Consider the following 22,394-nt stretch of genomic DNA (forward strand, 5'->3'; position numbering starts at 1 on the left):
GGAGTGGCGCTTCGTCGGCGGCCCGGCCCGGCTATTCGTCGTCGGCTGGGAGTGGCGCTCCGACGGCGGCCCGAGCCGAGTACCCGTCGGCGGCTGGGAGTGGCGCTTCGTCGGCGGCCCGGCCCGGGTATCCGTCGTCGGCTCGGAGTGGCGCTCCGACGTCCGCCCCGCGCAATCATGAGGAGGTCCGATGACCAGCGTCGCGGAGGCCCCGCCCGGCAGTTCGGTGCATCTCCGGCTGCTCGCCGACCCCGCCGGAAGCCGGCTCGACACGCATCTGTCCCAGCACGGGCGTCTGCCGGTGCCGGACGCCAGCCAGGTGATCGGCATGGCCCGCGACGCCGGGCTCACCGGCCGGGGCGGCGCCGGTTTCCCGCTCTGGCGCAAGCTCACCGCCGTCGCGGCGACCCGGCGGCCGGCGGTGGTGATCGCGAACGGCGCCGAGGGCGAACCGGCCAGCGGCAAGGACAAAGCGCTTCTCTCGTACGCACCCAACCTCGTGCTCGACGGCCTGCAGCTGATCGCCGCCGGGGCCGGGAGCGCTGTCCTCTATGCGCCGGCCGCGGCCCATCCCGCGCTGCGGCAGCTGATCGACCAGCGCCGGGCGGCCGGGCTCGACCGCGTGCCCGTGCGGCTGGTCGCCGCGCCCGACGCGTTCGTGTCGGGGGAGGAGTCGGCGGTGGCTTCGGCCGTCGCCGGGCGGGACGCGGTGCCCGCCGACAAGCTGGTCCGGATCACCGACTCGGGCCCGGACGGGTCGCCGACGCTGGTGCAGAACGTCGAGACGCTCGCGCACCTGGCCATGATCGCCCGCTACGGGCCGGGCTGGTTCCGGACGGCGGGCACCTATGACGAGCCGGGCACGTTCCTGGCCACGATCAGTGGTGCGGTCGCGTCACCGGGTGTGGTCGAGGCCGGCTACGGGGTGGCGCTCGGTGACCTGATCGCCGCTGCGGGCGGTGCCACCACGCCGTTGAGCGCGGTTCTGGTCGGCGGGTATCACGGTGGCTGGGTGCCGGCCGATCCCGCGCTCGGGGTCAGTCGGGCGGCCCTCACGCCGTACGGGGGAAGCCCCGGCGCCGGTGTGATCATGGCGCTGCCCGCGGGTTCGTGCGGGTTGATCGAAACGGCCCGGATCGCCGGTTATCTGGCCGGGCAGGTCGCGGGCCAATGTGGACCGTGCGTCAACGGACTGCCGACGCTGGCGAACACGCTGACCGACCTGGCGAACCGCCGCGCCCGGCCCGGGCTGCCGGCCGAGGTCGAACGGCTGACCCGGCTGGTCACCGGGCGTGGCGCCTGCCGCCACCCCGACGGGACGGCCCGGTTGATCACGAGCGCGATGCGTCTCTTCCACGCCGATGTCGACGCCCATCTCGCGGGGCGTTGCCTGTCCGAGGGGAGTTACCGATGATCCGTACTGCCGCTTGCTGTAATGCCGCGCCCTTTTCGGCCGTGCTCTTCTCCGCCGCGTCCCTTTCGGCCGTGCTCTTCTCCGCCGCGTCCCTTTCGGCCGTGCCCTTCTCCGCCGCGTCCCTTTCGGCCGTGCCCTTCTCCGCCAAGCCCTTTTCGGCCGCCCGCGCGAACTTCGTTGCCTCCGCGGACGGGAGTGACCGATGAGCCGGGTCCACATCGACTGGACGGCCTGTGACGGGCGTGGCCTGTGCGCGGAGTTGTTGCCGGAGTTGCTGGCCGAGGACGAGTGGGGCTACCCGGTCGCGCGCGGTGACATGAACGTGCCGCCGGCTCTGGAACCGGCGGCACGTCAGGCGGTGGACCGTTGCCCGGCCCTGGCCTTGAAACTCGTCAGCGCACGAAGCGCGTGATCGGTCAGCGCAGGCCGAGCGCCCGCTTCATCGTGAAGAACAGGTCGGTCTGGTTGGTCACGCCGAGCACGTTGGCCGCCTGCGGGCCGCCGGCGGCGATCCGCACCTCGGTGCCGGTGTGCTGCTGCGAACCGGTGATCTCGGCGGTCGCATAGCTGATCGTCATGGTGGCGTCGTCGTGCGTGATCAGCGTGGCGGTGTAGCCGAGGGTGGCCGCCTCGACGATCTGGCTGGTGTGGCCGTGGTCGGCGGTGACGACGACCAGGGTGTCCGGGTTGCGCTTCTGGTAGTCGAGCACCTTCTTGATCGCGGCGTCGAACCCCACGGTCTCACCGATCTGGCCGCACGGGTTGGCCGCGTGGTCCTGCTTGTCGATCGAGGCGCCCTCGATCTGCAGGAAGAAGCCCTTCTTGCTGTGCCGGGTCTGCTTGTCCAGCACGTCGAGAGCCTTGGTCGCCATGTCGACCAGGTGCGGCTGGGACGCCGTACGGGCCGTGTTCACCGCACACTTGGCCGGCGCGGTGCCCGTACGGGTCGGGGTCGGGCCGACCCACTCGAGGTCCATGTTGTTCTTGGCGAACGCGCCCAGGATCGGCTTGTCGCCCTTGGCCGCCGCCAGCCCCGCGGCGTCGGTGACGATCTGGTAGCCGTTGGCCTGGGCCTGCTGGGCCACCGTCAGACCCTTGTACTGGCCGGCCTTGACGGTCTGGTCGAAGTACTGCTTGCCGCCGCCCAGGAGCAGGTCGGGCTTGGTCTGCACGAGCTGCTCGGCGATCGAGCCGGCGCCACCGTTGACCTTGTCGTTGACCGCGCAGGTGGCCATCGCGTCCGGGCCCTTGCAGTCCCGGTTGATCACGTGCGAACCGAGTACGGCCGGGGTGGCGTCCTGCAGCTCGGCCGTGGTGACGTTGCCGGTCTTGTAGCCGGACGCCTTGGCCAGTTCGAGGATGGTCGGCTTGGGCTTGCCGTCCGGGGTCACCGAGATCGCGCCGTTGTAGGTCTTGTGCCCGGTCGCCCACCCGCTGCCCGAGGCGGCCGAGTCGGTGACGTAGTCGGGCTTCGACGGGTCGGCCTTCTGCACCGCGTACGTGGTGTAGGCGCCGGTCAGCGGAAGCTTGTCCATCGCCAGGCGGCCGTTCGCGCCGACCTGGTAGTTGCGGGCGATGGTGATCTCGCTGTCACCCATGCCGTCGCCGATGAGCAGGATGACGTTGCGGGCCTGCCCGCCCTTGATCGCCTGCTTGGCGGCCCAGGTGTTGTCCTGGTGCGCGTCGCCGGCCAGGGCGGCCGACGGAACCGCGACGATCGCGGCCGCTGCGAGGGCCGCGATTTTCTTGGAACGCGGGGCATTCATTGATGCGCACTCCACTATGCGTTGATGGTGGTCGCGTTCACGCCATCAGTCGCATCTTGCTTTCCGGTGGCCGTGAAGTGACGGAAAGGCCAACTTGGGCCGGAGGGGACGGTGAACGTGAACGGGCAACAACGTCGCGCTGTCAGTTCCCTGAGATCGCCGCGACGCGTAAGTGGAGGCGCGTCCCCATTTGATCACGGCGTTTAAGCTCGTGCGGTGCTGAGGGTCGTGCGGCTGGTGCTGGCGGTGGCGATCACGGCCGCGGCCGCCTTGGGCGTGATTCGTCTGACGACCCCGGCCGACGGCGGCATCCCCCGGCAGCTGGCCTTCCTGCGCGCCGAGCTGGAGTCAGGCGCGGCCGAGGACGCGCAGGAGCTCTTCCCCGAGGGCTATTTCTTCCTGCACGCCCTGTACGGCCTGACCGCCGTCGACATGGGCGACCTGTCGTCCGCGCGCTGGGCCCTTTCTCATTTGGAATCGGATACCGCCCGGGCTCCGTTCGCCGGCGAGATGCAGCTGCAGTACGGCGTCTTCTACCGCGGCTGGGTCAACTGGCTCCGAGGCGGAATCGCCGCCCTGTCCCGCGATCCCGCCGACCTGCGCGCGCTGGAGGAGGAGTCGGCCGCCATCGCCGCCGCCTTCGACGCTTCGCCCACCCCCTATCTGGCCTCGTATCCCGGCCAGGCGTGGCCGGTCGACTCCACGGTCGCGATCGCCTCGCTACGCCTGCACGACAAACTGCTCACGCCCGCCTACGACGTGACGGTGATCCGCTGGCTGGCCAACGTCGAGGCCCGCCTAGACCCGGCCACCCAGCTCATCCCGCACACGGTCGACCCCGACACCGGCGAGCCCACTTCCGGCGCCCAGGGCACATCGCAGAGCCTGATCAACCGTTTCCTCCCCGAGATCGACGCTGAGCTCGCTCAGGCCCAGTACACCCGCTTCCGTACGTGGTTCCTGGCCGCCCCGCTCGGCCTGGGCCCGACGGTCCGCGAGTATCCCGTCGGCTTCGACGGCCCCGCCAACGTCGACTCGGGCCCGCTGGTCTTAGGAACAAGCCTCTCGGCCACAGTCGTCACGATCGGCGCCGCCCGCCTGAACGGCGACCGCTCCCTGGCAACCGCCCTGTCCCAGTTCGGCGAGGTGGCCGGCCTGCCGTTCTCGACCCCGTGGACCAAGCGGTACGCCCTGGGCGCCGCCCCCATCGGAGACGCTTTCCTGGCCTGGTCCAAATCCGCCCGCCCCTGGGTGGCTGCGGCCTCTTCCCCCGAGGCGGAACCCCCGTCCCGCTTCATCTCCCACTGGTGGCGCCTGCCCCTACTCATGTTGTTCCTGGCTATCGGCCTTACCCCGTGGCTCACACGCGCAGCCCTACGCCGCCGCAAGGTAGCCGATTCCGCCGCCGCTTGAGGCGTTATCCACACTGCGGAGTTATCCACAGCCCGTCCCACTCCGCCCCGCAGAGATCGCCGTCCTCGGCCAGAATCAGCGGTGCCTCGGCGGTGGGTGGCAGTCCCCGGAGGGTGGGGGTCCCCCTGGTAGGGCGGGTAGTGCGCTCGGGAGGTCGTAATGCAGCCTGCGGCGGTCCTCTCCCAGAGGTCCGGTTGGTCGGCTTAGGTCGATTTAAGCCGAAAAAAGCGTTCCGCCGGTAACGAGGCGATAGGCCGGTTAGATTACGGAAGGCGAGAAGCCGGATCTTTCTCGGCTTTCGCTGCTCGGCCGGCCCAAGCCGGTTTCCCCGAGCCCGCCCATCGGTGCGGTACCCGAACAGGCAAACCCGTCGTAAGGCGGGGACGCAAAGCCAGGGGCCTCCACGAGGCAGCCCAGCCGCCGAAGGAGAACGAAAGACATGCGCTATCCCAAAGCCCATGCAGACTCGAGCGGCTCGGTTCCGTTCGCGCTGCGTGGACGCAAGTCGCTGAGGGCCGTCCTCTCAGCCGGAGTTGCCGGCGCCATCGGCCTGGTGCCTGTAGTCATGGCGCCTACGCCCGCTCTGGCCGCCGCGGTCTCGGGCGACCTCACCGTTTCGTCGCCCAGTGTTCTGGAGAACGCCGGCACGGCTTCGGTGACGGTGACCTGGACCGGTACAGCGAGCACTCAGCCGACGCCGGAGACCGGTCTGACCTGGTCGACGGCCGACGACACGGCCAAGGCGCCCTACGACTACACGTCGAGTTCCGGCACGGTCACCTGGTCAGGCACGACCGCCACGCTGTCGATCCCGATCGCTAACGACACCACTGACGAGGCGGACGAGACCTTCACGGTCAACGTGAAGAACGGCTCGACCACAATCGGAACCGGCACCGTCACGATCCAGGATGACGACCCTGCGCCCACCTTCACGATGACCGCTGACAAGACGACGGTCACCGAGGCCTCGGGCGCCAACGTCAAGGTCACGGTCAAGCTGTCGCAGGCTACCGAGAAGGTCGTCAGCATCCCGATCACGATCGCGAACGTGACGACGACGTCCGCCGACTACAGCACGAGCTTCGTCTCGCCGCTGGTGTTCAACCCGGGCGACCCGATCAGCAAAGACATCACGATCAACATCACCGACGACGCGACCGATGAGGACGACCAGTCCTTCCAGGTCAAGGTGGGCACGCCCACCTCCAACGTCACGGGCACGGCGGATCCGATCACCATCACGATCGTCGACAACGACGACGCGCCGGTGGTGGCGTTCGCGGGCGCGAACACGCAGGTCGACGAGAACCTGGACCTCAACCTTCCCGTCACCCTGACGCCGGCCTCGGAGAAGACCGTCACGGTCAAGTACGACACCAGTGACCTCGCCGAAGGCAAGCAGCTGACCAACAACGGTCTCGCGACGGCGGGTAAGGACTACACCGCGGTAGCCGGCGGCACCGTGACCTTCGCCCCGGGTGAGACGTCGAAGAACGCCACGGTGAAGACGCTCGCCGACGACCTCGATGAGGTCAGCCCGGAGGACTTCCAGGCCACCCTCTCGTCGCCGACCAACGCGACGCTGGGCACTCGCACCACGACCATCGGCCAGATTGCCGACCCGTCGGGTACGACGTCGCCGACCGTCACACTGTCGCCGAAGGAGGTCACCGAGGGCAGCACCGGCGCCTGGGTGCCGCAGACCTTCACCGTGAAGCTCTCGAAGGCGTCCGGCAAGTCGCAGGTGATCGACTGGACCACCGGCTCCACCGGTGCCACGGCCACCGACGCTGTGGCTGGTACCGACTTCCGGAGCGGCACGGGCAGCATCACGTTCGCCCCGGGCGAGCTTTCGAAGACGTTCACTGTGGACGTCAACAGCGACAAGGTCGATGAGTCGGACGAGACCTTCTCGATCACGCTGGCGAACCACACCGGCAGCACGCTGTCGAGCACCACCGGCGACCTCGGCACGACGTCGATCAAGATCCTTGACGACGACAGTGCGCCGACGTTCTCGGTCAAGGACGTCACCATGGACGAGGGTAACGACACCTCGGTCGCGCTCTTCACGCTGAACCTGTCGAACCCGACGAGCAAGACCACCAGCTGGAAGGTCACGGCGGTCGACGGTACGGCGAAGAGCGAGGCGGTTCCGGCCACTCACTTCGGTGCTGACGACTACTCGGTGCCGGTGGCGACGTTCACCATTCCGGCCGGCCTGAGCTCGGGCTACACCTTCGCGCTGGTCAACGGCGACAAGATCTTCGAGGGCGACGAGACCGCGTCCCTGAAGTTCGAGCCGAACGACGCCACCACCATCGCGGCGGTCAGCGGCGCCGAGACCTCGGCCAAGCTGACGCTGAAGAACGATGACACCTCTCCGGTGCTCAACATCGTTTCGGTCACGGGCAAGGAGGGTGACACCGTCACCGTCAACGGCCTGATCTCCGGTCAGTCGCAGGACGCCGTGACGTTCAACACCTGGTTCGAGGGTAAGGCCGTCGGCGGCGCCAAGGCCGCGTCGGCTGACGACTTCGTCAACCCGGGCATCCAGCAGAAGATCGTGGCGGCCGGTACCGAGATCGGCACCTCCGTCGAGCTTGCGAAGATCAAGCTGAACGTCGACACCATGCCTGAGCCGGCCGAGACGATCCTGGTCGATGGCACCGCTCTGAACAACGGCGGCTGGGTCAAGACGGGTTCGATCACCATTGAGGCCAACGGCACCACGCCGGAGGAGCCGGGTGAGGCTCCGAAGCCGACCATCAAGGCTCCGGCCAAGGTGACCGGTCCGTCGACTGTCGAGGTCGAGGGCACGGTTGCGGCCGGCCAGAAGGTCGAGCTGTGGGGTGCTCCCGTCGGTGGCGGCGCGCTGAAGTGGCTGAAGAACGTCACCAGTGACGAGGACGGCTACTACTGGTTCGAGTACAACATCAGCTCGGGCTACCGCTTCGCGACCATGTCGCAGGAGATGAAGTCGAACGAGGTCGCTGTCTGGATGACCCAGGACCCGATCTTCGTGATCTCCACCAGCACCAAGGGCCAGCTGAACCTGGGCGTCAAGGGCAACCCGTCCTGGGCCGGCCAGACCGCTGCGATCCAGCAGTGGAAGAACGGCGGCTGGGTGACCATCCGCAGTGGCAAGACCGGTAGCGACGGTGTCTACCGCACCGGCCCGAAGTTCACCTCGGGCAGCTCGGTCGTCCTGCGGGCCTGGGTTGCCGGTGAGCCGGGCAAGGGCACGCTGCCTGCCTTCACCGAGCAGGTCCGGACCACCGTTAAGTAACACCTGATCCAACGAAGACGGGGGCGGCCAAGTGGCCGCCCCCGTCGCCATGTAAAGCTGAGTTTCTCAAAAGGTCAGTCGACCTCGGCTACCGCCTGGGCGAACTGCGCCGAATACAAACGGGCGTACGCCCCACCGGCGGCGATCAGGGAATCGTGAGTTCCCTGCTCCACGATCTGGCCGTTCTCCATCACCAGGATCACGTCGGCGTCTCGGATCGTCGACAGGCGGTGGGCGATCACGAACGAGGTGCGGCCCTCGCGGAGCGTGGCCATCGCCCTTTGGATCAGGACCTCGGTGCGGGTGTCTACCGAGCTCGTGGCCTCGTCGAGGATCAGGATCGACGGCTCGGCCAGGAAAGCCCGCGCAATGGTGATCAGCTGCTTCTGGCCGGCGCTGACGTTCGAGCCCTCCTCGTCGATCACCGTGTCGTAGCCGTCGGGGAGCATGCGTACGAAGGCGTCGACGTGGGCCGCCGAAGCTGCGTGCTCCACTGCGGTCATGTCGAACGAGTCGGCGCCGTAGGCGATGTTCTCGGCGATCGTGCCGCCGAACAGCCACGTGTCCTGCAGCACCATCCCGATCTCCTCGCGCAACTGTGAGCGGGGCATCGTGGCGATGTCGACGCCGTCGAGCAGGATGCGGCCCGAGTCGACGTCGTAGAAGCGCATCAGCAGGTTGACCAGGGTGGTCTTGCCGGCCCCGGTCGGCCCGACGATCGCGACCGTCTGCCCCGGGGCCACGTCGAGCGACAAATCAGTAATAAGCGGTTTGTCCGGAACGTACCGGAACGAGACGCTGGAGAAGCTGATTGCACCACGGATACGGTCCAGAGAAGCCGGCGCCGGATCAGCCGACTGCTCAGGAGCATCCAGCAAAGCAAAAACCCGCTCAGCCGAGGCAACCCCGGACTGAATCAGGTTCGCCATCGAAGCGACCTGCGTCAACGGCTGACTGAACTGCCGGGAATACTGAATGAACGCCTGCACCTCACCCAGCGACAACGACCCCGAAGCCACCCGGAGCCCACCGACCACGGCCACCAGCACGTAGTTCAGGTTGCTGATGAACATCATGGCCGGCTGGATCAGCCCGCTGATGAACTGCGCCCGGAACGACGACGCGTACAGCTTGTCGTTGTGCTCCTGGAACACCGTCGACGCCTCGTCCTGCCGGCCGAACACCTTGACCAGCGAGTGCCCGGTGAACATCTCCTCGATGTGCCCGTTGAGCTTGCCCGTCGTGGCCCACTGGGCCACGAAGTTGGGCTGCGAGCGCTTGCCGACCGCGGTCGTGATGAAGAACGAGACCGGCACCGTGACCAGCGCGATCAACGCCAGCAGGGGTGAGATCCAGAACATCGCCCCGAGCACCCCGACGATCATCAGCAGGGCCGTGATGAGCTGCGCGAACGTCTGCTGCAGGGTCTGGGCGATGTTGTCGGTGTCGTTGGTGGCCCGGCTCAGCACCTCGCCCCGGGGCTGCTGGTCGAAGTACGACAGGGGCAGCCGGGACAGCTTGACCTCGACCTCCTGCCGCAGGTGGTAGACCGCGGTCTGCACCACGTGGGCGGTGATGCGGCCCTGCAGCACGCCGAACACCCACGCGAACAGGTAGACGATCGCGACCCAGGCCAGCACCCGCGCCAGCTGGTCGAAGTCGATGCCCTGCCCGGGGGTGAAGTCGAGCGCGTTGAGCAGGTCGGCCTGCGTGTTCTCGCCCCGCTCGCGCAGCCCGGCGATCACGTCGGCCTTGGTGACGTCGGCCGGGAACATCTGCCCGATGACGCCCTTGAAGATCACGTCGGTGGCGTGGCCCAGCAGGTAGGGGCCGGCCACCGACAGGGCGACGCTGACCGCGCCGGCCAGCATCACGAAGCCGACCAGCACCCGCTGCGGCTTGAGCCGGGCCAGCAGGCGTTTTGTCGAGCCCTTGAAGTCCTGCAACTTCTCGGTCGGGGCGGGTCCGGCCATCATCCGTACGGCGGGAGGGCCGCCGACGGGCGGTCCGGGGCGGCGGGGCGCGGTCACGCGGCAGCCTCCTGTGCGGTCAACTGCGACAAGACGATTTCCCGGTACGTCGCATTGGTGTCCATGAGTTCGGTATGTGTGCCGGTGCCGACCACCCGGCCGTCGTCCAGCACCACGATCCGGTCGGCGTCGCGGATCGTGCTGACCCGCTGGGCCACGATCACCACGGTGGCGTCGGCGATGTGGTCGGTCAGGGCCGAGCGCAGCGCGGCGTCGGTGGCGTAGTCGAGGGCCGAGAACGAGTCGTCGAACAGGTAGATCTCCGGCTTGTGCACCAGGACCCGCGCGATGGCGAGCCGCTGCCGCTGGCCGCCCGAGACGTTCGTGCCGCCCTGGGCGATCGGCGCGTCGAGGCCGCCCTCCATGCGTTCGACGAAGTCGCGGGCCTGCGCGATCTCGAGCGCCTGCCACAGCTCGTCGTCGGTCGCGTCCGGGTTGCCGTACCGCAGATTGGAACCGACCGTGCCCGAGAACAGGTAGGGCCGCTGCGGCACCAGGCCGACCAGCCGGGAGAGCAGCGCCGGGTCGAGGTCGCGGACGTCGACGCCGTCGACCAGCACCTGACCGCCGGTGGCGTCGAACAACCGGGGCACGAGGTTGAGCAGTGTCGTCTTGCCACTGCCGGTGCTCCCGATGATCGCCGTGACCTCACGGGGCCGGGCGGTCACGTCGATCCCGCAGAGCACGGGGTTCTCGGCGCCGGGGTAGAGGAAGTCGACCGCGCGCAGGTCGAGCCGTCCGTGTTCGGAGACCGTGGTGACCGGCTCCTTGGGCGGGGCAACGCTGGAGTCGGTGCCCAGCACCTCCTCGATCCGCTCGGCGCAGACCTCGGCCCGCGGGATCATCACGAACATGAAGGTCGCCATCATGATCGACATGAGGATCTGCATGAGGTAGCTGAGGAACGCGGTGAGCGCGCCGACCTGCATGGCGCCCGAGTCGATGCGGTGACCGCCGAACCAGAGCACGGCGACGCTGGACAGGTTCACGATCAGCATCACCGTCGGGAACATCAGCGCCATCAGCTTGCCGGCCTTGAGCGACACGTCGGTGAGCTCGGCGTTCGAGCTCTCGTAGCGGGCCTGCTCGCGCTCGTCGCGGACGAACGCGCGGATCACCCGGATGCCGGTGATCTGCTCGCGCATCACCGTGTTGACCCGGTCGATGCGCTTCTGCATCGAGCGGAACAGCGGACGCATCCGCACGATGATCACGCCGACCGTGGTGACCAGGATCGGCACGATGACCAGCAGCAGGGCCGAGAGCGGCACATCCTGCCGGAGGGCCAGCACGATGCCGCCGACACACATGATCGGCGCCGAGACCATCAGGGTGAAGGTCATCAGCACCAGCATCTGGATCTGCTGGACGTCGTTGGTGGTCCGCGTGATCAGCGACGGCGCGCCGAACTGGCCGACCTCACGGGCCGAGAACTCCTGCACCTTGCCGAAGATCGACGCCCGGACGTCGCGTCCGACCGCCATGGCCGTACGGGCGCCGAAATAGACGGCCACGATCTGGGCGGCGATCTGGCCGACGGTGACGGCGAGCATCCAGCCGCCGATCTCCATCACGTAGCCGGTGTCGCCCTTGACCACGCCGTTGTCGATGATGTCGGCGTTGAGCGTGGGCAGATAAAGCGTGGCCAGGGTCTGCAGGAACTGGAAGAGCACGACGAGCGCGATGTCCCGCCGGTAGGGCGACAGATGGCCGCGGAGTAATTGGATGAGCACTAGTGGGTCCCCCGTCGGATGAGCAGTCCGTCGAGCAGCAGGGAAGCGGTCTCCTCGCCACTGAAGTTGTCCGGGTCGCCGAACGGCCCGTACGTGTTGGCGCCGCAGAACAGAAGCAACAACGACGCCACGGCGGCCGGGGAGCGGCGCAGTTCGTCCGCGCCCGGGGCGATGACGTCGGTCAACGCGTTGTGGAGGGCCTCCCGGTTCGAGACCATGTGGCCGGAGGCGTCGCCCGTCATCACCAGCTTGCGCGCGGCCGCCATGATCTGGGCGTTCTCGGCGAACCGGGCGTGGATCAGTTCGGCCGCCCGGGTCAGCCGTTCCCGCAACGGCCGATCGCGGTCGATCGCGGCCAATGCGGCCAGGGTCGGTTCCGGGTCGAGCGCCTTGATCACCGAGCACACCACCAGCGACGTCTTGGTATCGAAGACGCCGAAGATGGTGCCCTCGGCCACCCCGGCCGCCTGGGCGATCTGCCGGGTGCTGACGTCGACCCCGTGTTCGTGCAGCAACGGGATGGTCGCCGCGATCAGGGCGGCGCGACGTTCCTCGGGCGCGAGCGCGGGCACACGCCGTCGTTTGTTCTCCACGTCCGCCCACTCTAATGAGCGAGCACTCACTCAGCCACTGACATTTGTCATGAGCGGCCGGTTTCGCTCAGGTTGCAGAACGGGGAACCGATCGAAGCGCCCGTGCGGAAAGTCGAGATGGACGATCACACGGCCGAATACTGGGCGCGTCAGCTGCGCCTGGGCGCGGCCATTGCCGCCGTGGTCACAGGGATCGGCGGGCTGCGGATCGCGATGGGCTGGGACCCGGCGGACCGCTGGTGGCTGGTGCCGGTCGGGCTGGCGGTCCTGGCGCAGGCCGGCATGTACCGGCTGCCATGGGGGCGCCTGGTGCGCAAGCCGCAGACCCGGCGCTGGCTGGTGCTGTGGTGGCTGGCCGAGATTCCGGTGATGGCTCTGTTCGGGTGGGTCGACGCCGACGGCTGGATGCTCTTCCTCCCCGCCGCCGTGTTGATACTGATCAGTGCGGCTGCGCTCTGGTCTCCGCGGTTCGTGATCGGACTCGGTGTGATGGCCGCCGCCGGCTATGCCGTGCTGCTGCCGGTCCGTGCGGGCAAGGGCTTCGGCACCACGTTTCTGCTGATCGCGATGCTGGGCTGCGTCATCGGGCTGACCGCGACGTACGCCAAGAGCCGCCGCGCGCTGGACAGCCGACGTCAGGCCGCCGAGCACCGTGCCGAGACGATGCTGGCCGCTTCGGCCGACGCGGTGATCGCCATCGGCCCGGACACCAAGATCAAGTACGTCACCGATTCCGTCAGCCAGCTGCTCGGGTTCGAGGTCTCGGCGCTGGTCGATCACCGGCTGGACCAGTTGCTCCCCGACGAGCGTCTGGACCGGGCCGAGAGTTTCCTGGCCGAACTCCTGACGCTGCCGACCGGGCAGAGCATGCGGGCCGAGTCCCAGCTGCGCAACGCCGCCGGCGAATGGGTCTACCTCGACGTGCTGGCCACCAACTGGATGGACGACCCGGGCATCGAGGCCGTCGTGGTGAGCCTGCGCGACATCGGCACCCGGCGCGCCTTGGAGGACCAGCTGCACCTGCAGGCGTTCACCGACTCGCTGACCGGCATGCCCAACCGTGCGCTGTTCCGCCAGCGCCTCGAGGAGGCAGTGTCGGCCCCCGGCGCCAACCCGGTCACCGTGCTGCTGCTCGACCTCGACGACTTCAAGCTCGTGAACGACAACCTCGGGCACAGCGCGGGCGACGACCTGCTCAGCACGATCGCGCTGCGCCTGCGACGGCACGTACGCCCGTCCGACGTGCTGGCCCGCCTCGGCGGCGACGAGTTCGCCATCCTGATGCACGATCTCGAACCGGGTGACGCCGCCGCCCTGGCCGAGCGGCTGGTCCGCACCATCCGCGAGCCCATCCGCCTGGCCAGCCGCGATGTCGCCTGCTCGCTGAGCATCGGCATCGCCACCTCGGAGCCCGGCGGCACCGAGGCCGGCAAGGTCAGCGCCGACCACCTGCTCGGCAACGCCGACCTGGCGATGTACGCGGCCAAGCGGGCCGGGCGCAACGGCTACGCGATCTTCGACCCGACCATGACCATGTCGGTGCTCGAGGAGGCCCAGCTGCGCAGCGACCTCGAACACGGCCTCGAGCACGACGAGTTCGTGGTGCTCTACCAGCCGGTGGTCGACATGCAGACCCAGAGCGTCACGTCGGTCGAGGCTCTGGTGCGCTGGGAGCACCCGCGCGACGGGCTGCTCGGCCCCTACCACTTCATCGCTGCCGCCGAGGCCAACGGCCTGATCGTGCCGCTGGGCCGCTGGGTCCTGCGCGAGGCGTGCGCCCAGCTGGCCAAGTGGCGCGCGGAGTCACCGGCCGCGGCCACCCTCAAGATCAACGTCAACCTCTCGGCCCGTCAGTTCCAATACGCGGGCCTGGTGCAGGACGTCGCCGAGGCGCTGGCCGACGCCGGGGTCGACCCGGCCTCGCTGACCCTGGAAATCACCGAGTCGATGCTGATGGAGGACATCGAGACCGCCAAGCGCACCCTGCACGCGCTGCGCGAGCTGGGCGTCCGGCTGGCCATCGACGACTTCGGCACCGGCTACTCCTCGCTCAGCTATCTCAAGCAGCTCCCGGTCGATGTCATCAAGATCGACAAGACGTTCGTCGACGACGTGCACATCGACCCCGACGACGTGGCACTGGTCGACGCGGTGGCCGGCCTCGGCCAGGCGCTGAAGATGCAGACCGTGGCCGAGGGCATCGAGACCGACGAGCAGTGGTCGACGCTGCGCAGCATCGGCATCGACCACGGCCAGGGCTACCTGTTCGGCAAGCCGGCCGACGCCGCCCAGATCAACCTGCTGCTGAACCGGGTCACCGTCAGCTGACGGCAAAAAAGGACAGGTCGGCCGACGGCGGCAAAGGCAACAGGTCGGCCGACGGCGGCAAAGGCAACAGGTCGGCCGATGGCGGCAAAGGCAACAGGTCGGCCGATGGCGGCAAAGGCAACAGGTCGGCCGATGGCGGCAAAGGCAACAGGTCAGCTGAAGGCGGCCAAGGCAACAGGTCAGCCGACGGCGGCAAAAGCAACAGGTCAGCCGACGGCGGCGAAAAGAACGAAAGGTCAGCCGGCGTCGTCGATCCCGAGCAGGTCGTCGGTGGTGCCGACCAGATGCGCCAGCATGCGCTCGGCGGCCCGGTCGGGGTCGCGCGCCGCGATGGCCTCCCGGATCTCACGGTGCTCGGCCAGCGACCGCGGCGGCTGGTCGGCCCGGGTCAGGCTGGTCTCGGACGTCTTGTCGTAGGCCTCGCGGATCCCGGCCACCAGCTGGATCAGGATCGGGTTGTGCGAGGCGTTCACCACGCCCAGGTGGAAGTGGCGGTCACCGGCCAGCCCCGGCTCGCCGGCGGCGATCTCGGCCGCCATCAGCGTGAGCCCGGCGTCGATCTGGGCCAGGTCGTCGGCGGTGGCGCGGCGGGCGGCGAGCCGGGCGCACTGCACCTCGACCGCCTGCCGCGCCTCCCAGATGTACGGATGGTCGACGTGCGTGGCGACCAGCTCGGTGGCCAGCGACGGGATCAGTTCCTCGCTGCGGTTGAGCAGATAGATGCCCTCGCCGTGGCGCACGTCGACGATGCCCTGCGCGCGCAGCGCGGTGATCGCCTCGCGGATCGTCGACCGGCCCACGCCCAGCTCGGCGGCGAGCTCGCGCTCGGTCATCAGCCGGTCGCCGGGACGCAGGTCGTTGTCGTCGATGAACTCGCGGAGGCGGTCGCTCACCTGCTGGTACGCCGGTTTGCGCTGGACCGGCCGGATGCGCGCCATGCCGACAACCCTAGTCGTCGTCGACGAAGGTGGCCGCAGCCCTCCGCCGCCGGTCGACCGTGCTGCCGAACACATCCGGGCGGCTGTAATGACCGGCCGGGTCGAACGTGAACCGTTCCGCGCGCACCTGCCGCAGATCGAGGGCCGCCACGATCAACCCCTCTTCCCCCCGTACGGGCGGAACGACCCACTCGCCGTCCGGACCGGCGACCGCCGAGCCACCGTCGAAGGGCATCGGGTCGGCGTCGGCCCGCAGCTCGGCGGCGAGCGGGAAGTCGTCCGGCACCTCGTCGCGGCGCAGCAGCCCCCCGGCGGCGACGCTGAACACCCGGCCCTCCAGCGCCACGAACCGGGTGATGTCGCCGGTCAGCCGGGCCGAACCGGGCCACACTCCGATGTGCACGTCCTCGCCCGCCGCGTACATGGCCTGCCGGGCCTGTGGCATCCAGTTCTCCCAGCAGTTCAGGCTGCCGATCCGCCCCGGCCCGACCGGGTGGGTGGTCAGGCCGGCGCCGTCCCCGGGCGCCCAGACCAGCCGTTCGTCATAGGTCGGCACCAGTTTGCGGTGGTGCCCGGCGACCCCGTCCGGGCCGATCGTGAGAACCGTGGCGTACGTCGACCCGTACGACCGCTCGGTGATCCCCACGACCAGCGTGAGCCGCAGGTCGGACGCGGCGGCCGCCAGCTGGCGCACCTCGGGCCCGCCGACCTCGACCGCGGTGTCCAGGTAGTACGCGTACGCCTCCTTCTGCCGCGGGTCGCCGAAGGTGGCGCCGTTGGTGCGTGACAGCCAGTACGGATAGCCGCTCAGGTAGGTCTCGGGGAACGCCAGCACGTCGGCGCCCTCGGCCGCGGCCAGTTCGGCCGCCGCCAGCGCCCGGGCGAGCCGGGCCGGGACGTCCAGCCACGGCCCGCCCAGCTGCGCCGCCGCGACGACTAGCCGGGCCGGGCCGTCGTGCTCGTGCCGGGCCAGCACCCGCAGGTCAGTAGACCTCGAAATACTCACGTTGCTCCCAGTCGGTGACCGCGGCGTTGAACCGGGCCACCTCGTGCCGCTTGATCATGGTCAGGTAGTCGACGAACGGGTCACCGAACTCGGCCCGCAGCAGGGCGCTGCCCTCGAAGTGGTCGATCGCCCGTTCCAGCGTGGCCGGCAGCGCGGGCGACTCCGACACGTACGGCTCGTCGGCCGACGGACCCGGGTCGAGCTTCTGCCGCAGGCCGTCCCGCCCGGCCGCGATCTGTGAGGCCAGATAGAGGTACGGGTTGGCGGCCGGATCGCCGACGCGGTTCTCCAGGTGGGTGTTGGCGTCGCCGCGGCCGCCGGTGACCCGCACGAACGCGCCCCGGTTCTCCTCGGCCCAGGCGATGCGGTCGGGGGCGAACGAGTCGGGGCGGTAGCGCTTGTACCCGTTGATCGTCGGCGTGGTCAGCACCGAGGTGGCCAGCGCGTGGTGCAGCAGGCCACCCATGAAGGTCATCCCGGTCTGCGACAGCAGCTCGTCGGCGGTCGCCCCGGCGAACGCGTTGCCGGTGGACTCCGAGCTCAGCGACTGGTGCAGGTGCCAGCCGCTGGAGAACGCGTTGGGCAGCGCGGGCCGGGCCATGAACGTGGCGTGGTAGCCGTTCCGCCGGGCCAGCTGCTTGATCGTGGTGCGGGCCAGCACGGCCGCGTCGGCGGTGGCGGCGCCGGGCAGCGGTTCGAACGTGAACTCGGTCTGGCCCGGTCCCCACTCGTCCTCGATCGTGGCCAGCGGCAGCCCGAGCGAGACCAGGTTGTCGCGCAGGATCGACAGGATCGGTTCGATCTCGTCGCCGCGCGACTCGGTCAGATATTGGAAGCCGTGGCCGACCGCGGACACCTTGGGCGGCGTGGGCGGATAGCCCGAGTCCTCGAAGCCCAGCATCGGGTCGTCGAGCCGGGTCAGATAGAACTCCATCTCGATGCCGGAGACATAGCCGAACCCCTCGCCGGCCAGCCGGGACAGCTGGTCGGCGAGCACCCCGCGGGTGTCGAAGGGAACCCGCTCGCCGCTGCGGTAGTGCAGGTCGGACAGGATCCAGCCGGTGCGGTCGAGCCAGGGCAGCATGCGGAAGGTGAGCGGATCGGGCACCAGCACGCCGTCGGGGAGGCCGGTCATCCGCGGGTCACCCAGCGCGGCCGCCCGGAACGGGGGAGTGACCGGGTTGTTGGTCGTGTCGAAGATCAGGGTCGCGGTCTGGAAGTCCTTGCCCGAGTCGAGCACGGACAGGAAATGCCCGACCTCGAGCGTTTTGCCGCGCAGGATGCCGTGCTGGTCGCACCACGCGATCCGCACCTGCCGCAGCCCCTCCGCCTGGGATCGGAGTCGTTCGGCCGCGTCGGTCTGCTCCGCCGTCCACAACTGGTGGCGAGCGATGAAGTCATCTTTCACCGTCGGTCTCCTGATGGCCTGGTGGTCTGATGACCCTACCTTAGGGCCGGTGATGTTATCGGCGGGTTACAGATGGGCTGAACCGCGGGCCCTGACCCAGCGTGTACCTGGTGGCAGGTATGTAATCCAGCGGTGAGGAAGTTCCCAGTGTCGGTCAACAAGCACGTACGCCGGATCGGCGGCGCGGTGGTCACCACCCTCGCCGCCCTGTTCGTCTTCCTCGCGCTGGTGCTCCCCGACCAGATCTTCCGTCTCCCACCCGGCAACTTCTGGGGGACGGCCCTGGTCCGCGTCCCGATCGAGGGGCTGCTCGCGGTCGCTCTGCTGCTGGTCCTGCCCGAGCGGGCCCGGCGCATCACGGCCACCGTGCTCGGCGTCCTTCTCGGTGCGCTGACCGTCCTGAAGATCATCGACATCGCCTTCTTCGCCGTGCTGGCCCGCGCGTTCGACCCGGTGCTCGACTGGATGCTGTTCAAGGACGGCTTCAACTTCCTCACCGACTCGGTCGGCAAGGGCGGCGCGATCGGGGTCGCGGCCGGCGGTGTGCTGCTCGCCGCGGTGACATTCGTGGCGATGACCTTTTCCGTACGCCGGTTGAGCCGTCTGCTGCCGAGTCACCCGCGCCTGGTCCGGGGCGGTGTCGTCACCCTCTCGGCGGCCTGGGTCACGCTCGCCGTGATGGGCTTCCAGCTCGTCGGCGGCATCCCGGTGGCCAGCCAGAGCGCCACCGACCTGGCCCGCGACACCGTGCTCGCGGTCCCCAAGGACATCGAGGACCGCAAGAACTTCGCCCGCGAGGTGCAGGACGACGACTTCCGCACCATGCCGCAGGACCAGCTGCTGAGCGCGCTGCGCGGCAAAGACGTGATCATCGGCTTCGTCGAGAGCTACGGCCGCGACGCCGTCGAGAACCCCGATTTCAACCGGCCTGTCGTCGAGCAGCTGCGCACCGGGCAGCAGAAACTCGAGGCCAAGGGCTTCCACGGGCGCAGCGGTTATCTCACGTCGCCCACGTTCGGCGGCGGCAGCTGGCTCGCCCACTCCACGTTCCTGTCCGGCCTGTGGGTCGACAACCAGAACCGCTACCGCAATCTCGTGGCCACCGACCGGCTCACGCTGACCTCGGCGTTCGGAAAAGCCGGCTTCCGTACGGTCGGATTCGAGCCCGGCGTCACGTTCGCGTGGCCCGAGGGTCAGTTCTACGGCTACCAGCAGATCTACGACTCGCACACGCTGGGCTACAACGGGCCGATGCTGAGCTGGTCGACGATGCCCGACCAGTACGTGATGAAGAAGGTCCAGGACTACGAGTTCGCCAAGCCCAAGCGCAAGCCGCTGATGGCCGAGGTGACCCTGACCTCCAGCCACACCCCGTGGACGCCGGTGCCGTCGATGCTGCCCTGGGACCAGATCGGCGACGGCAAGGTCTACGGGCCCACGGTGGCCGCCGCCGAGAGCCCGCAGAAGCTCTTCTCCGACGGCAAGAAGGTCAAGCAGGCGTACGCGGGTTCGATCGCCTACTCGGTCGACAGCCTGCTCTCGTGGGTCCAGGAGTACGGCGACGACAACCTGGTGCTGGTGCTGCTCGGCGACCACCAGCCGGCCTCGGTCGTGGTCGGCACCAACTCCACGAAGGACGTCCCGATCTCGATCGTCGCCAAGGACCCCAAGGTGCTCGACCGGATCTCGGGCTGGGGCTGGACCGACGGGCTCACGCCGGCGCCCGGCGCGCCGCTGTGGCCGATGAACGAGTTCCGCGACAAGTTCCTCACCGCGTACAGCCCGCAGGGCGAACCGCACTGATCGGTTTGCTGACAACAAATCGACACGCATCTACTCGCGCGTAACTGACGTTCTGTAACCAACTTCCGCTTAGATACGCCTCGGAGGCCGCGAGGGGGCGGCCCTCGGACCCAACCGGGGGAAGTTGTGGAAGAGCCGAAGCGACCGTCCCGAGCGGACAGTCTGCGGCTGACGAGAATGCCGGATCTGCGTACGAGAGAGAGGGTAGCCAGCCCGCCCGCACCACCGCCGCCGGCGCCGCCACCGGCCCGTCGGCGGTCACGTAAAGGCTGGTGGGCGGCGAGTGGCCTGGCGCTGGCGGCAATCCTCGGGGGTGGATTGTTCGTCGCCTTCCGGGCCACGACGGAGAAGGCCGTGCCGGCCCCGAGCGTGCCGTCGCCGGTGGTGCCGCCGGCCCCGGTGGCCGGGTCCGAGCCGGTCGTGCAGCCGTCGGTGACCTGGAGCGAGGCGGTAGCGGCGCCGATCACGGGTGTGCCCAAACCGTCACCGACGGTGACGTCGAGGCCGGTCCCGCCGAAGGTCACCGGCAAGGCCAACCCGGCCGGCGCGAACCTCGCGCTGACCGGGTTCGCCGCCGCCAGCAGCATCGAGGCCGATCACTTCGCGGCGTCCGAGGCGATCGACGGCGACCCGTCGACACGCTGGTCGAGCGGCTTCGCCGAACCGCAGTGGCTGCGGGTCGACCTGCGCGAGCGCCGCTCGTTGACCGAGGTCACGCTGGTCTGGGAACACGCGCACGCGATCGCCTACCGCGTCGATGTCTCGCTCGACGGCAAGACCTGGAAGCCGATCTTCTCGACCACCGCCGGCGCCGGTGGCACGGTCACGGTCGACGCCGGCGGGACGGTCGCGCGGTTCGTGCGGATGTACGGCACCAAGCGCTCGAACCAGTACGGGTTCTCGCTGTTCGAGTTCCAGGTCAGATAGCCGGGCCGGGGTTATGAGGCGCTCCCCGTGGGGAGCCCACGGGGAGCGCCTTGACGATCGACTGGGACCTAGTCGATCGTCGGAGGAAGGCTCCGGGCCGCCTTCAGTGCCGCGGCGGCACTGGAGTACGGGTTGTAGCTGTACGACCGGTCGAGGGAACCCGGCACCTTGAAGTACGAAGCAGCGAGCCTCGCCGGATCAGTTGCGATCTCACCTCGGGCCGGAACGTCGTTGCCGTCGTCCCAGCCCCACGGCGCGTTGGCCGAGTTCGTGCCGCAGCTCCACGTGCCCTGACCGCAGCCGCCCGAGGTGTCACCGGCGAAGGTGCCCAGGTTGGCGAACAGGTTCGTGTTGTTGCGCTGCGCCCACAGGCCGCCGCCCGCGAAGATGTCGATCAGCTCGTACTTGACGTCGCGGTCGTTCGGCCCGCTCGGCGCCTCCGACGTGCTCGCCGTCGGGTAGTAGACGACGCCGTCGCCGTCGATGTCGTACTGCGGCCACGCCTTGAGCCCGTGCCCGCCCCGCTCCTGGGCGGTCACCGGGTGCTGGAACGAGTCGTGCGGCGACGACTGGAGCTGCAGCGTGCCGTCGATCGTCTCGCTCCCGTTGGTCCAGCCGCTGCCGGTCGGGATGTACGAGTAGAAGTCGCTGTGCGCCACCGTGACCGCGGCCTTGAGCGTGCCGTACGCCGAACCGTCCTTCTGCACGATCTCGACCACGCCCTCGCCGTCGTTCTCGTGCTCGGTCTCGAAGAACGGGTGGTCGATCCAGTCGCGCGGGTGGAAGAAGAAGTACGTGAGGTAGTAGTGCGTGCCGGTTTCGAGCACCGAATAATAGACGGCGGCCGAAGTGTTCTTCCCCGCGTTGTCCCAGTTGTCCCGCCCGTTCAGGTTGCCGTCTAAGTCGTACCTGGTAATGAAGTCGCTCCTGCCGCCCAGCGCGTGCGCGCCGGTGGTGTCCACGTCCTGGTAGTGGATCGGCGCCCAGCGCAGTGCCAGCTCGGCCCGGCTGGGGGCGGCCTGTGCCGGCGCGGCCAGGCCCGCCGCCGCCAGGACGCCCGCCATCCCGAACGCGATTCTGCCCACGAACCTCATACGTCCTCCTCAAGCATTGATGATCGTAAATGTATGGGGCCCGGATGGACATGGGGAGGCCGGAAAATGGCGTGCCGGCGGCGGCTACGCTGGGCTCGTGTTCAAGGTCGATCTGGGCGGGGGCGCGGAGCTCCGGCCGCTGGAGCCGTGGCAGGCCGAGGAATTCCTCGCACACATCGACCGGGCGCGGGCGACCGTCGACCCGTGGATCCCGTGGGCGAGCCGCAGCACCGACCTCGCCTCGGCCCGCCAGACCCTGCAGCGCTACGCCGATCTCCAGGCCCGGGGCGAGGGGCGCATCCTCGGCATCCGCCTCGACGGCGTGCTCGTCGGCGGGGTCATGGCGTTCGACTTCGACGAGCACTCGGGCGTGTGCGAGGTCGGCTGCTGGCTCGAACCGGCCGGCACCGGCCGCGGGCTGATCACCAAGTCGGCCGCCCTGCTGATCGAGTGGCTGATCCGCGACCGCTCGGTCTACCGGGTCGAGTGGCACTGCCGGCCCGACAACGTGGCCAGTTCGGCGGTCGCGCGCCGGCTCGGCCTGAAGCACGAGGCCACGCTGCGCGCGAACTTCGTCTGGAAGGGCGTGCGCTACGACACCGAGATCTGGGCCGTGCTCGCGCCCGAGTGGCCCGGCATCGAGGCCTGA

Annotated in this window: 18 protein-coding genes and 1 riboswitch; of the genes, 9 read left to right on the forward strand and 9 right to left on the reverse strand. The window is 69.0% G+C overall.

The features are described 5' to 3' along the window. The 3 genes from JIG36_RS45675 to JIG36_RS45685 form a co-directional block, all read left to right on the forward strand. Positions 1-181, forward strand: a 181-nt coding sequence (locus JIG36_RS45675; protein ID WP_203383175.1) for a hypothetical protein, incomplete at its 5' end; no start/stop codon positions are given. Positions 182-190: 9 nt separating this feature from the next. Continuing rightward, the gene (locus JIG36_RS45680) at positions 191-1,414 is read left to right on the forward strand and encodes an NADH-ubiquinone oxidoreductase-F iron-sulfur binding region domain-containing protein (protein WP_203383176.1); all 1,224 of its coding nucleotides are present in this window, start codon (positions 191-193) and stop codon (positions 1,412-1,414) included. Positions 1,415-1,616: 202 nt separating this feature from the next. Beyond that, complete coding sequence (locus tag JIG36_RS45685) at positions 1,617-1,826, forward strand: ferredoxin (RefSeq protein WP_203383177.1); 210 nt, start codon at positions 1,617-1,619, stop codon at positions 1,824-1,826. Between the two features lie 4 nt (positions 1,827-1,830). On the opposite strand, the gene phoA is transcribed toward JIG36_RS45685, so the two are convergent. Then, a complete protein-coding gene (gene phoA, locus JIG36_RS45690; protein ID WP_203383178.1) occupies positions 1,831-3,180 on the reverse strand; it encodes an alkaline phosphatase in 1,350 nt (449 codons plus the stop codon). 216 nt (positions 3,181-3,396) lie between these two features. Here phoA and JIG36_RS45695 point away from each other — a divergent pair, with 216 nt between their 5' ends. Both JIG36_RS45695 and JIG36_RS45700 read left to right on the forward strand, forming a co-directional pair. After that, positions 3,397-4,593, forward strand: a complete 1,197-nt coding sequence (locus tag JIG36_RS45695; RefSeq protein WP_203383179.1) for a hypothetical protein — start codon at positions 3,397-3,399, stop codon at positions 4,591-4,593. A 350-nt stretch (positions 4,594-4,943) separates the two neighbouring features. Next, a riboswitch (cyclic di-GMP riboswitch) is annotated at positions 4,944-5,018 on the forward strand. 14 nt (positions 5,019-5,032) lie between these two features. After that, positions 5,033-7,885 (forward strand): Calx-beta domain-containing protein, encoded by a 2,853-nt coding sequence (locus JIG36_RS45700; protein WP_203383180.1) that lies wholly within the window; start codon positions 5,033-5,035, stop codon positions 7,883-7,885. Between the two features lie 74 nt (positions 7,886-7,959). Here JIG36_RS45700 and JIG36_RS45705 read toward each other — a convergent pair whose 3' ends face one another. Genes JIG36_RS45705 through JIG36_RS45715 form a run of 3 tightly spaced genes read right to left on the reverse strand, consistent with a single transcriptional unit; the run spans position 7,960 to position 12,241 of the window. Continuing rightward, on the reverse strand, positions 7,960-9,915 hold the full coding sequence (locus JIG36_RS45705; RefSeq protein WP_438870806.1) for an ABC transporter ATP-binding protein: 1,956 nt from the start codon (positions 9,913-9,915) through the stop codon (positions 7,960-7,962). Further along, complete coding sequence (locus tag JIG36_RS45710; RefSeq protein ID WP_203383181.1) at positions 9,912-11,648, reverse strand: ABC transporter ATP-binding protein; 1,737 nt, start codon at positions 11,646-11,648, stop codon at positions 9,912-9,914. Before JIG36_RS45710 ends, JIG36_RS45705 begins: the two co-directional genes overlap by 4 nt. Next, the gene (locus JIG36_RS45715) at positions 11,648-12,241 is read right to left on the reverse strand and encodes a TetR/AcrR family transcriptional regulator (protein WP_203383182.1); all 594 of its coding nucleotides are present in this window, start codon (positions 12,239-12,241) and stop codon (positions 11,648-11,650) included. The genes JIG36_RS45710 and JIG36_RS45715 overlap by 1 nt, the downstream gene beginning before the upstream one ends. Positions 12,242-12,343: 102 nt before the next feature. On the opposite strand from JIG36_RS45715, the gene JIG36_RS45720 reads away from it, so the two are divergent. Next, positions 12,344-14,569: a putative bifunctional diguanylate cyclase/phosphodiesterase gene (locus JIG36_RS45720; protein WP_203383183.1), complete on the forward strand. Its 2,226-nt coding sequence runs from the start codon at positions 12,344-12,346 to the stop codon at positions 14,567-14,569. On the opposite strand, the gene JIG36_RS45725 is transcribed toward JIG36_RS45720, so the two are convergent. The 4 genes from JIG36_RS45725 to JIG36_RS45740 are packed head-to-tail and all read right to left on the reverse strand — an operon-like array spanning position 14,562 to position 17,921. Then, positions 14,562-14,771: a hypothetical protein gene (locus tag JIG36_RS45725; RefSeq protein WP_203383184.1), complete on the reverse strand. Its 210-nt coding sequence runs from the start codon at positions 14,769-14,771 to the stop codon at positions 14,562-14,564. The two genes, JIG36_RS45720 and JIG36_RS45725, sit on opposite strands and share 8 nt — an antisense overlap. A gap of 34 nt (positions 14,772-14,805) precedes the next feature. Then, positions 14,806-15,507: a FadR/GntR family transcriptional regulator gene (locus JIG36_RS45730; protein WP_203383185.1), complete on the reverse strand. Its 702-nt coding sequence runs from the start codon at positions 15,505-15,507 to the stop codon at positions 14,806-14,808. Positions 15,508-15,517: 10 nt separating this feature from the next. Next, positions 15,518-16,513 (reverse strand): carbon-nitrogen hydrolase family protein, encoded by a 996-nt coding sequence (locus JIG36_RS45735; RefSeq protein ID WP_307873181.1) that lies wholly within the window; start codon positions 16,511-16,513, stop codon positions 15,518-15,520. Next, positions 16,491-17,921 (reverse strand): glutamine synthetase family protein, encoded by a 1,431-nt coding sequence (locus JIG36_RS45740; RefSeq protein WP_203383186.1) that lies wholly within the window; start codon positions 17,919-17,921, stop codon positions 16,491-16,493. The genes JIG36_RS45735 and JIG36_RS45740 overlap by 23 nt, the downstream gene beginning before the upstream one ends. Positions 17,922-18,053: 132 nt before the next feature. Here JIG36_RS45740 and JIG36_RS45745 point away from each other — a divergent pair, with 132 nt between their 5' ends. Continuing rightward, positions 18,054-19,724: an alkaline phosphatase family protein gene (locus JIG36_RS45745; protein ID WP_307873182.1), complete on the forward strand. Its 1,671-nt coding sequence runs from the start codon at positions 18,054-18,056 to the stop codon at positions 19,722-19,724. Positions 19,725-20,078: 354 nt separating this feature from the next. Further along, entirely contained in the window at positions 20,079-20,651 is a 573-nt protein-coding gene (locus tag JIG36_RS45750; protein WP_203383187.1) for a discoidin domain-containing protein, read from the forward strand. 68 nt (positions 20,652-20,719) lie between these two features. Here the strand turns inward: JIG36_RS45750 and JIG36_RS45755 are convergent, their stop codons facing one another. After that, positions 20,720-21,745, reverse strand: coding sequence for a hypothetical protein (locus JIG36_RS45755; protein WP_203383188.1), 1,026 nt, complete (start codon positions 21,743-21,745; stop codon positions 20,720-20,722). A gap of 97 nt (positions 21,746-21,842) precedes the next feature. On the opposite strand from JIG36_RS45755, the gene JIG36_RS45760 reads away from it, so the two are divergent. Further along, positions 21,843-22,394 carry a GNAT family N-acetyltransferase gene (locus JIG36_RS45760; protein ID WP_203383189.1) on the forward strand — a complete coding sequence of 184 codons (552 nt, stop codon included), beginning with the start codon at positions 21,843-21,845 and terminating at the stop codon, positions 22,392-22,394.

This window comes from Paractinoplanes ovalisporus (genome assembly GCF_016834655.1).
Taxonomy (GTDB): Bacteria; Actinomycetota; Actinomycetes; order Mycobacteriales; family Micromonosporaceae; genus Actinoplanes; species Actinoplanes ovalisporus.

What these genes read in the sequence shown, in the direction of transcription:
- JIG36_RS45730 (WP_203383185.1), bottom strand. Translation starts at nt 15,507, where the DNA reads ATGGCGCGCATCCGGCCGGTCCAGCGCAAACCGGCGTACCAGCAGGTG.
- JIG36_RS45685 (WP_203383177.1), top strand. Translation starts at nt 1,617, where the DNA reads ATGAGCCGGGTCCACATCGACTGGACGGCCTGTGACGGGCGTGGCCTG.
- JIG36_RS45700 (WP_203383180.1), top strand. Translation starts at nt 5,033, where the DNA reads ATGCGCTATCCCAAAGCCCATGCAGACTCGAGCGGCTCGGTTCCGTTC.
- JIG36_RS45680 (WP_203383176.1), top strand. Translation starts at nt 191, where the DNA reads ATGACCAGCGTCGCGGAGGCCCCGCCCGGCAGTTCGGTGCATCTCCGG.
- JIG36_RS45755 (WP_203383188.1), bottom strand. Translation starts at nt 21,745, where the DNA reads ATGAGGTTCGTGGGCAGAATCGCGTTCGGGATGGCGGGCGTCCTGGCG.
- phoA (WP_203383178.1), bottom strand. Translation starts at nt 3,180, where the DNA reads ATGAATGCCCCGCGTTCCAAGAAAATCGCGGCCCTCGCAGCGGCCGCG.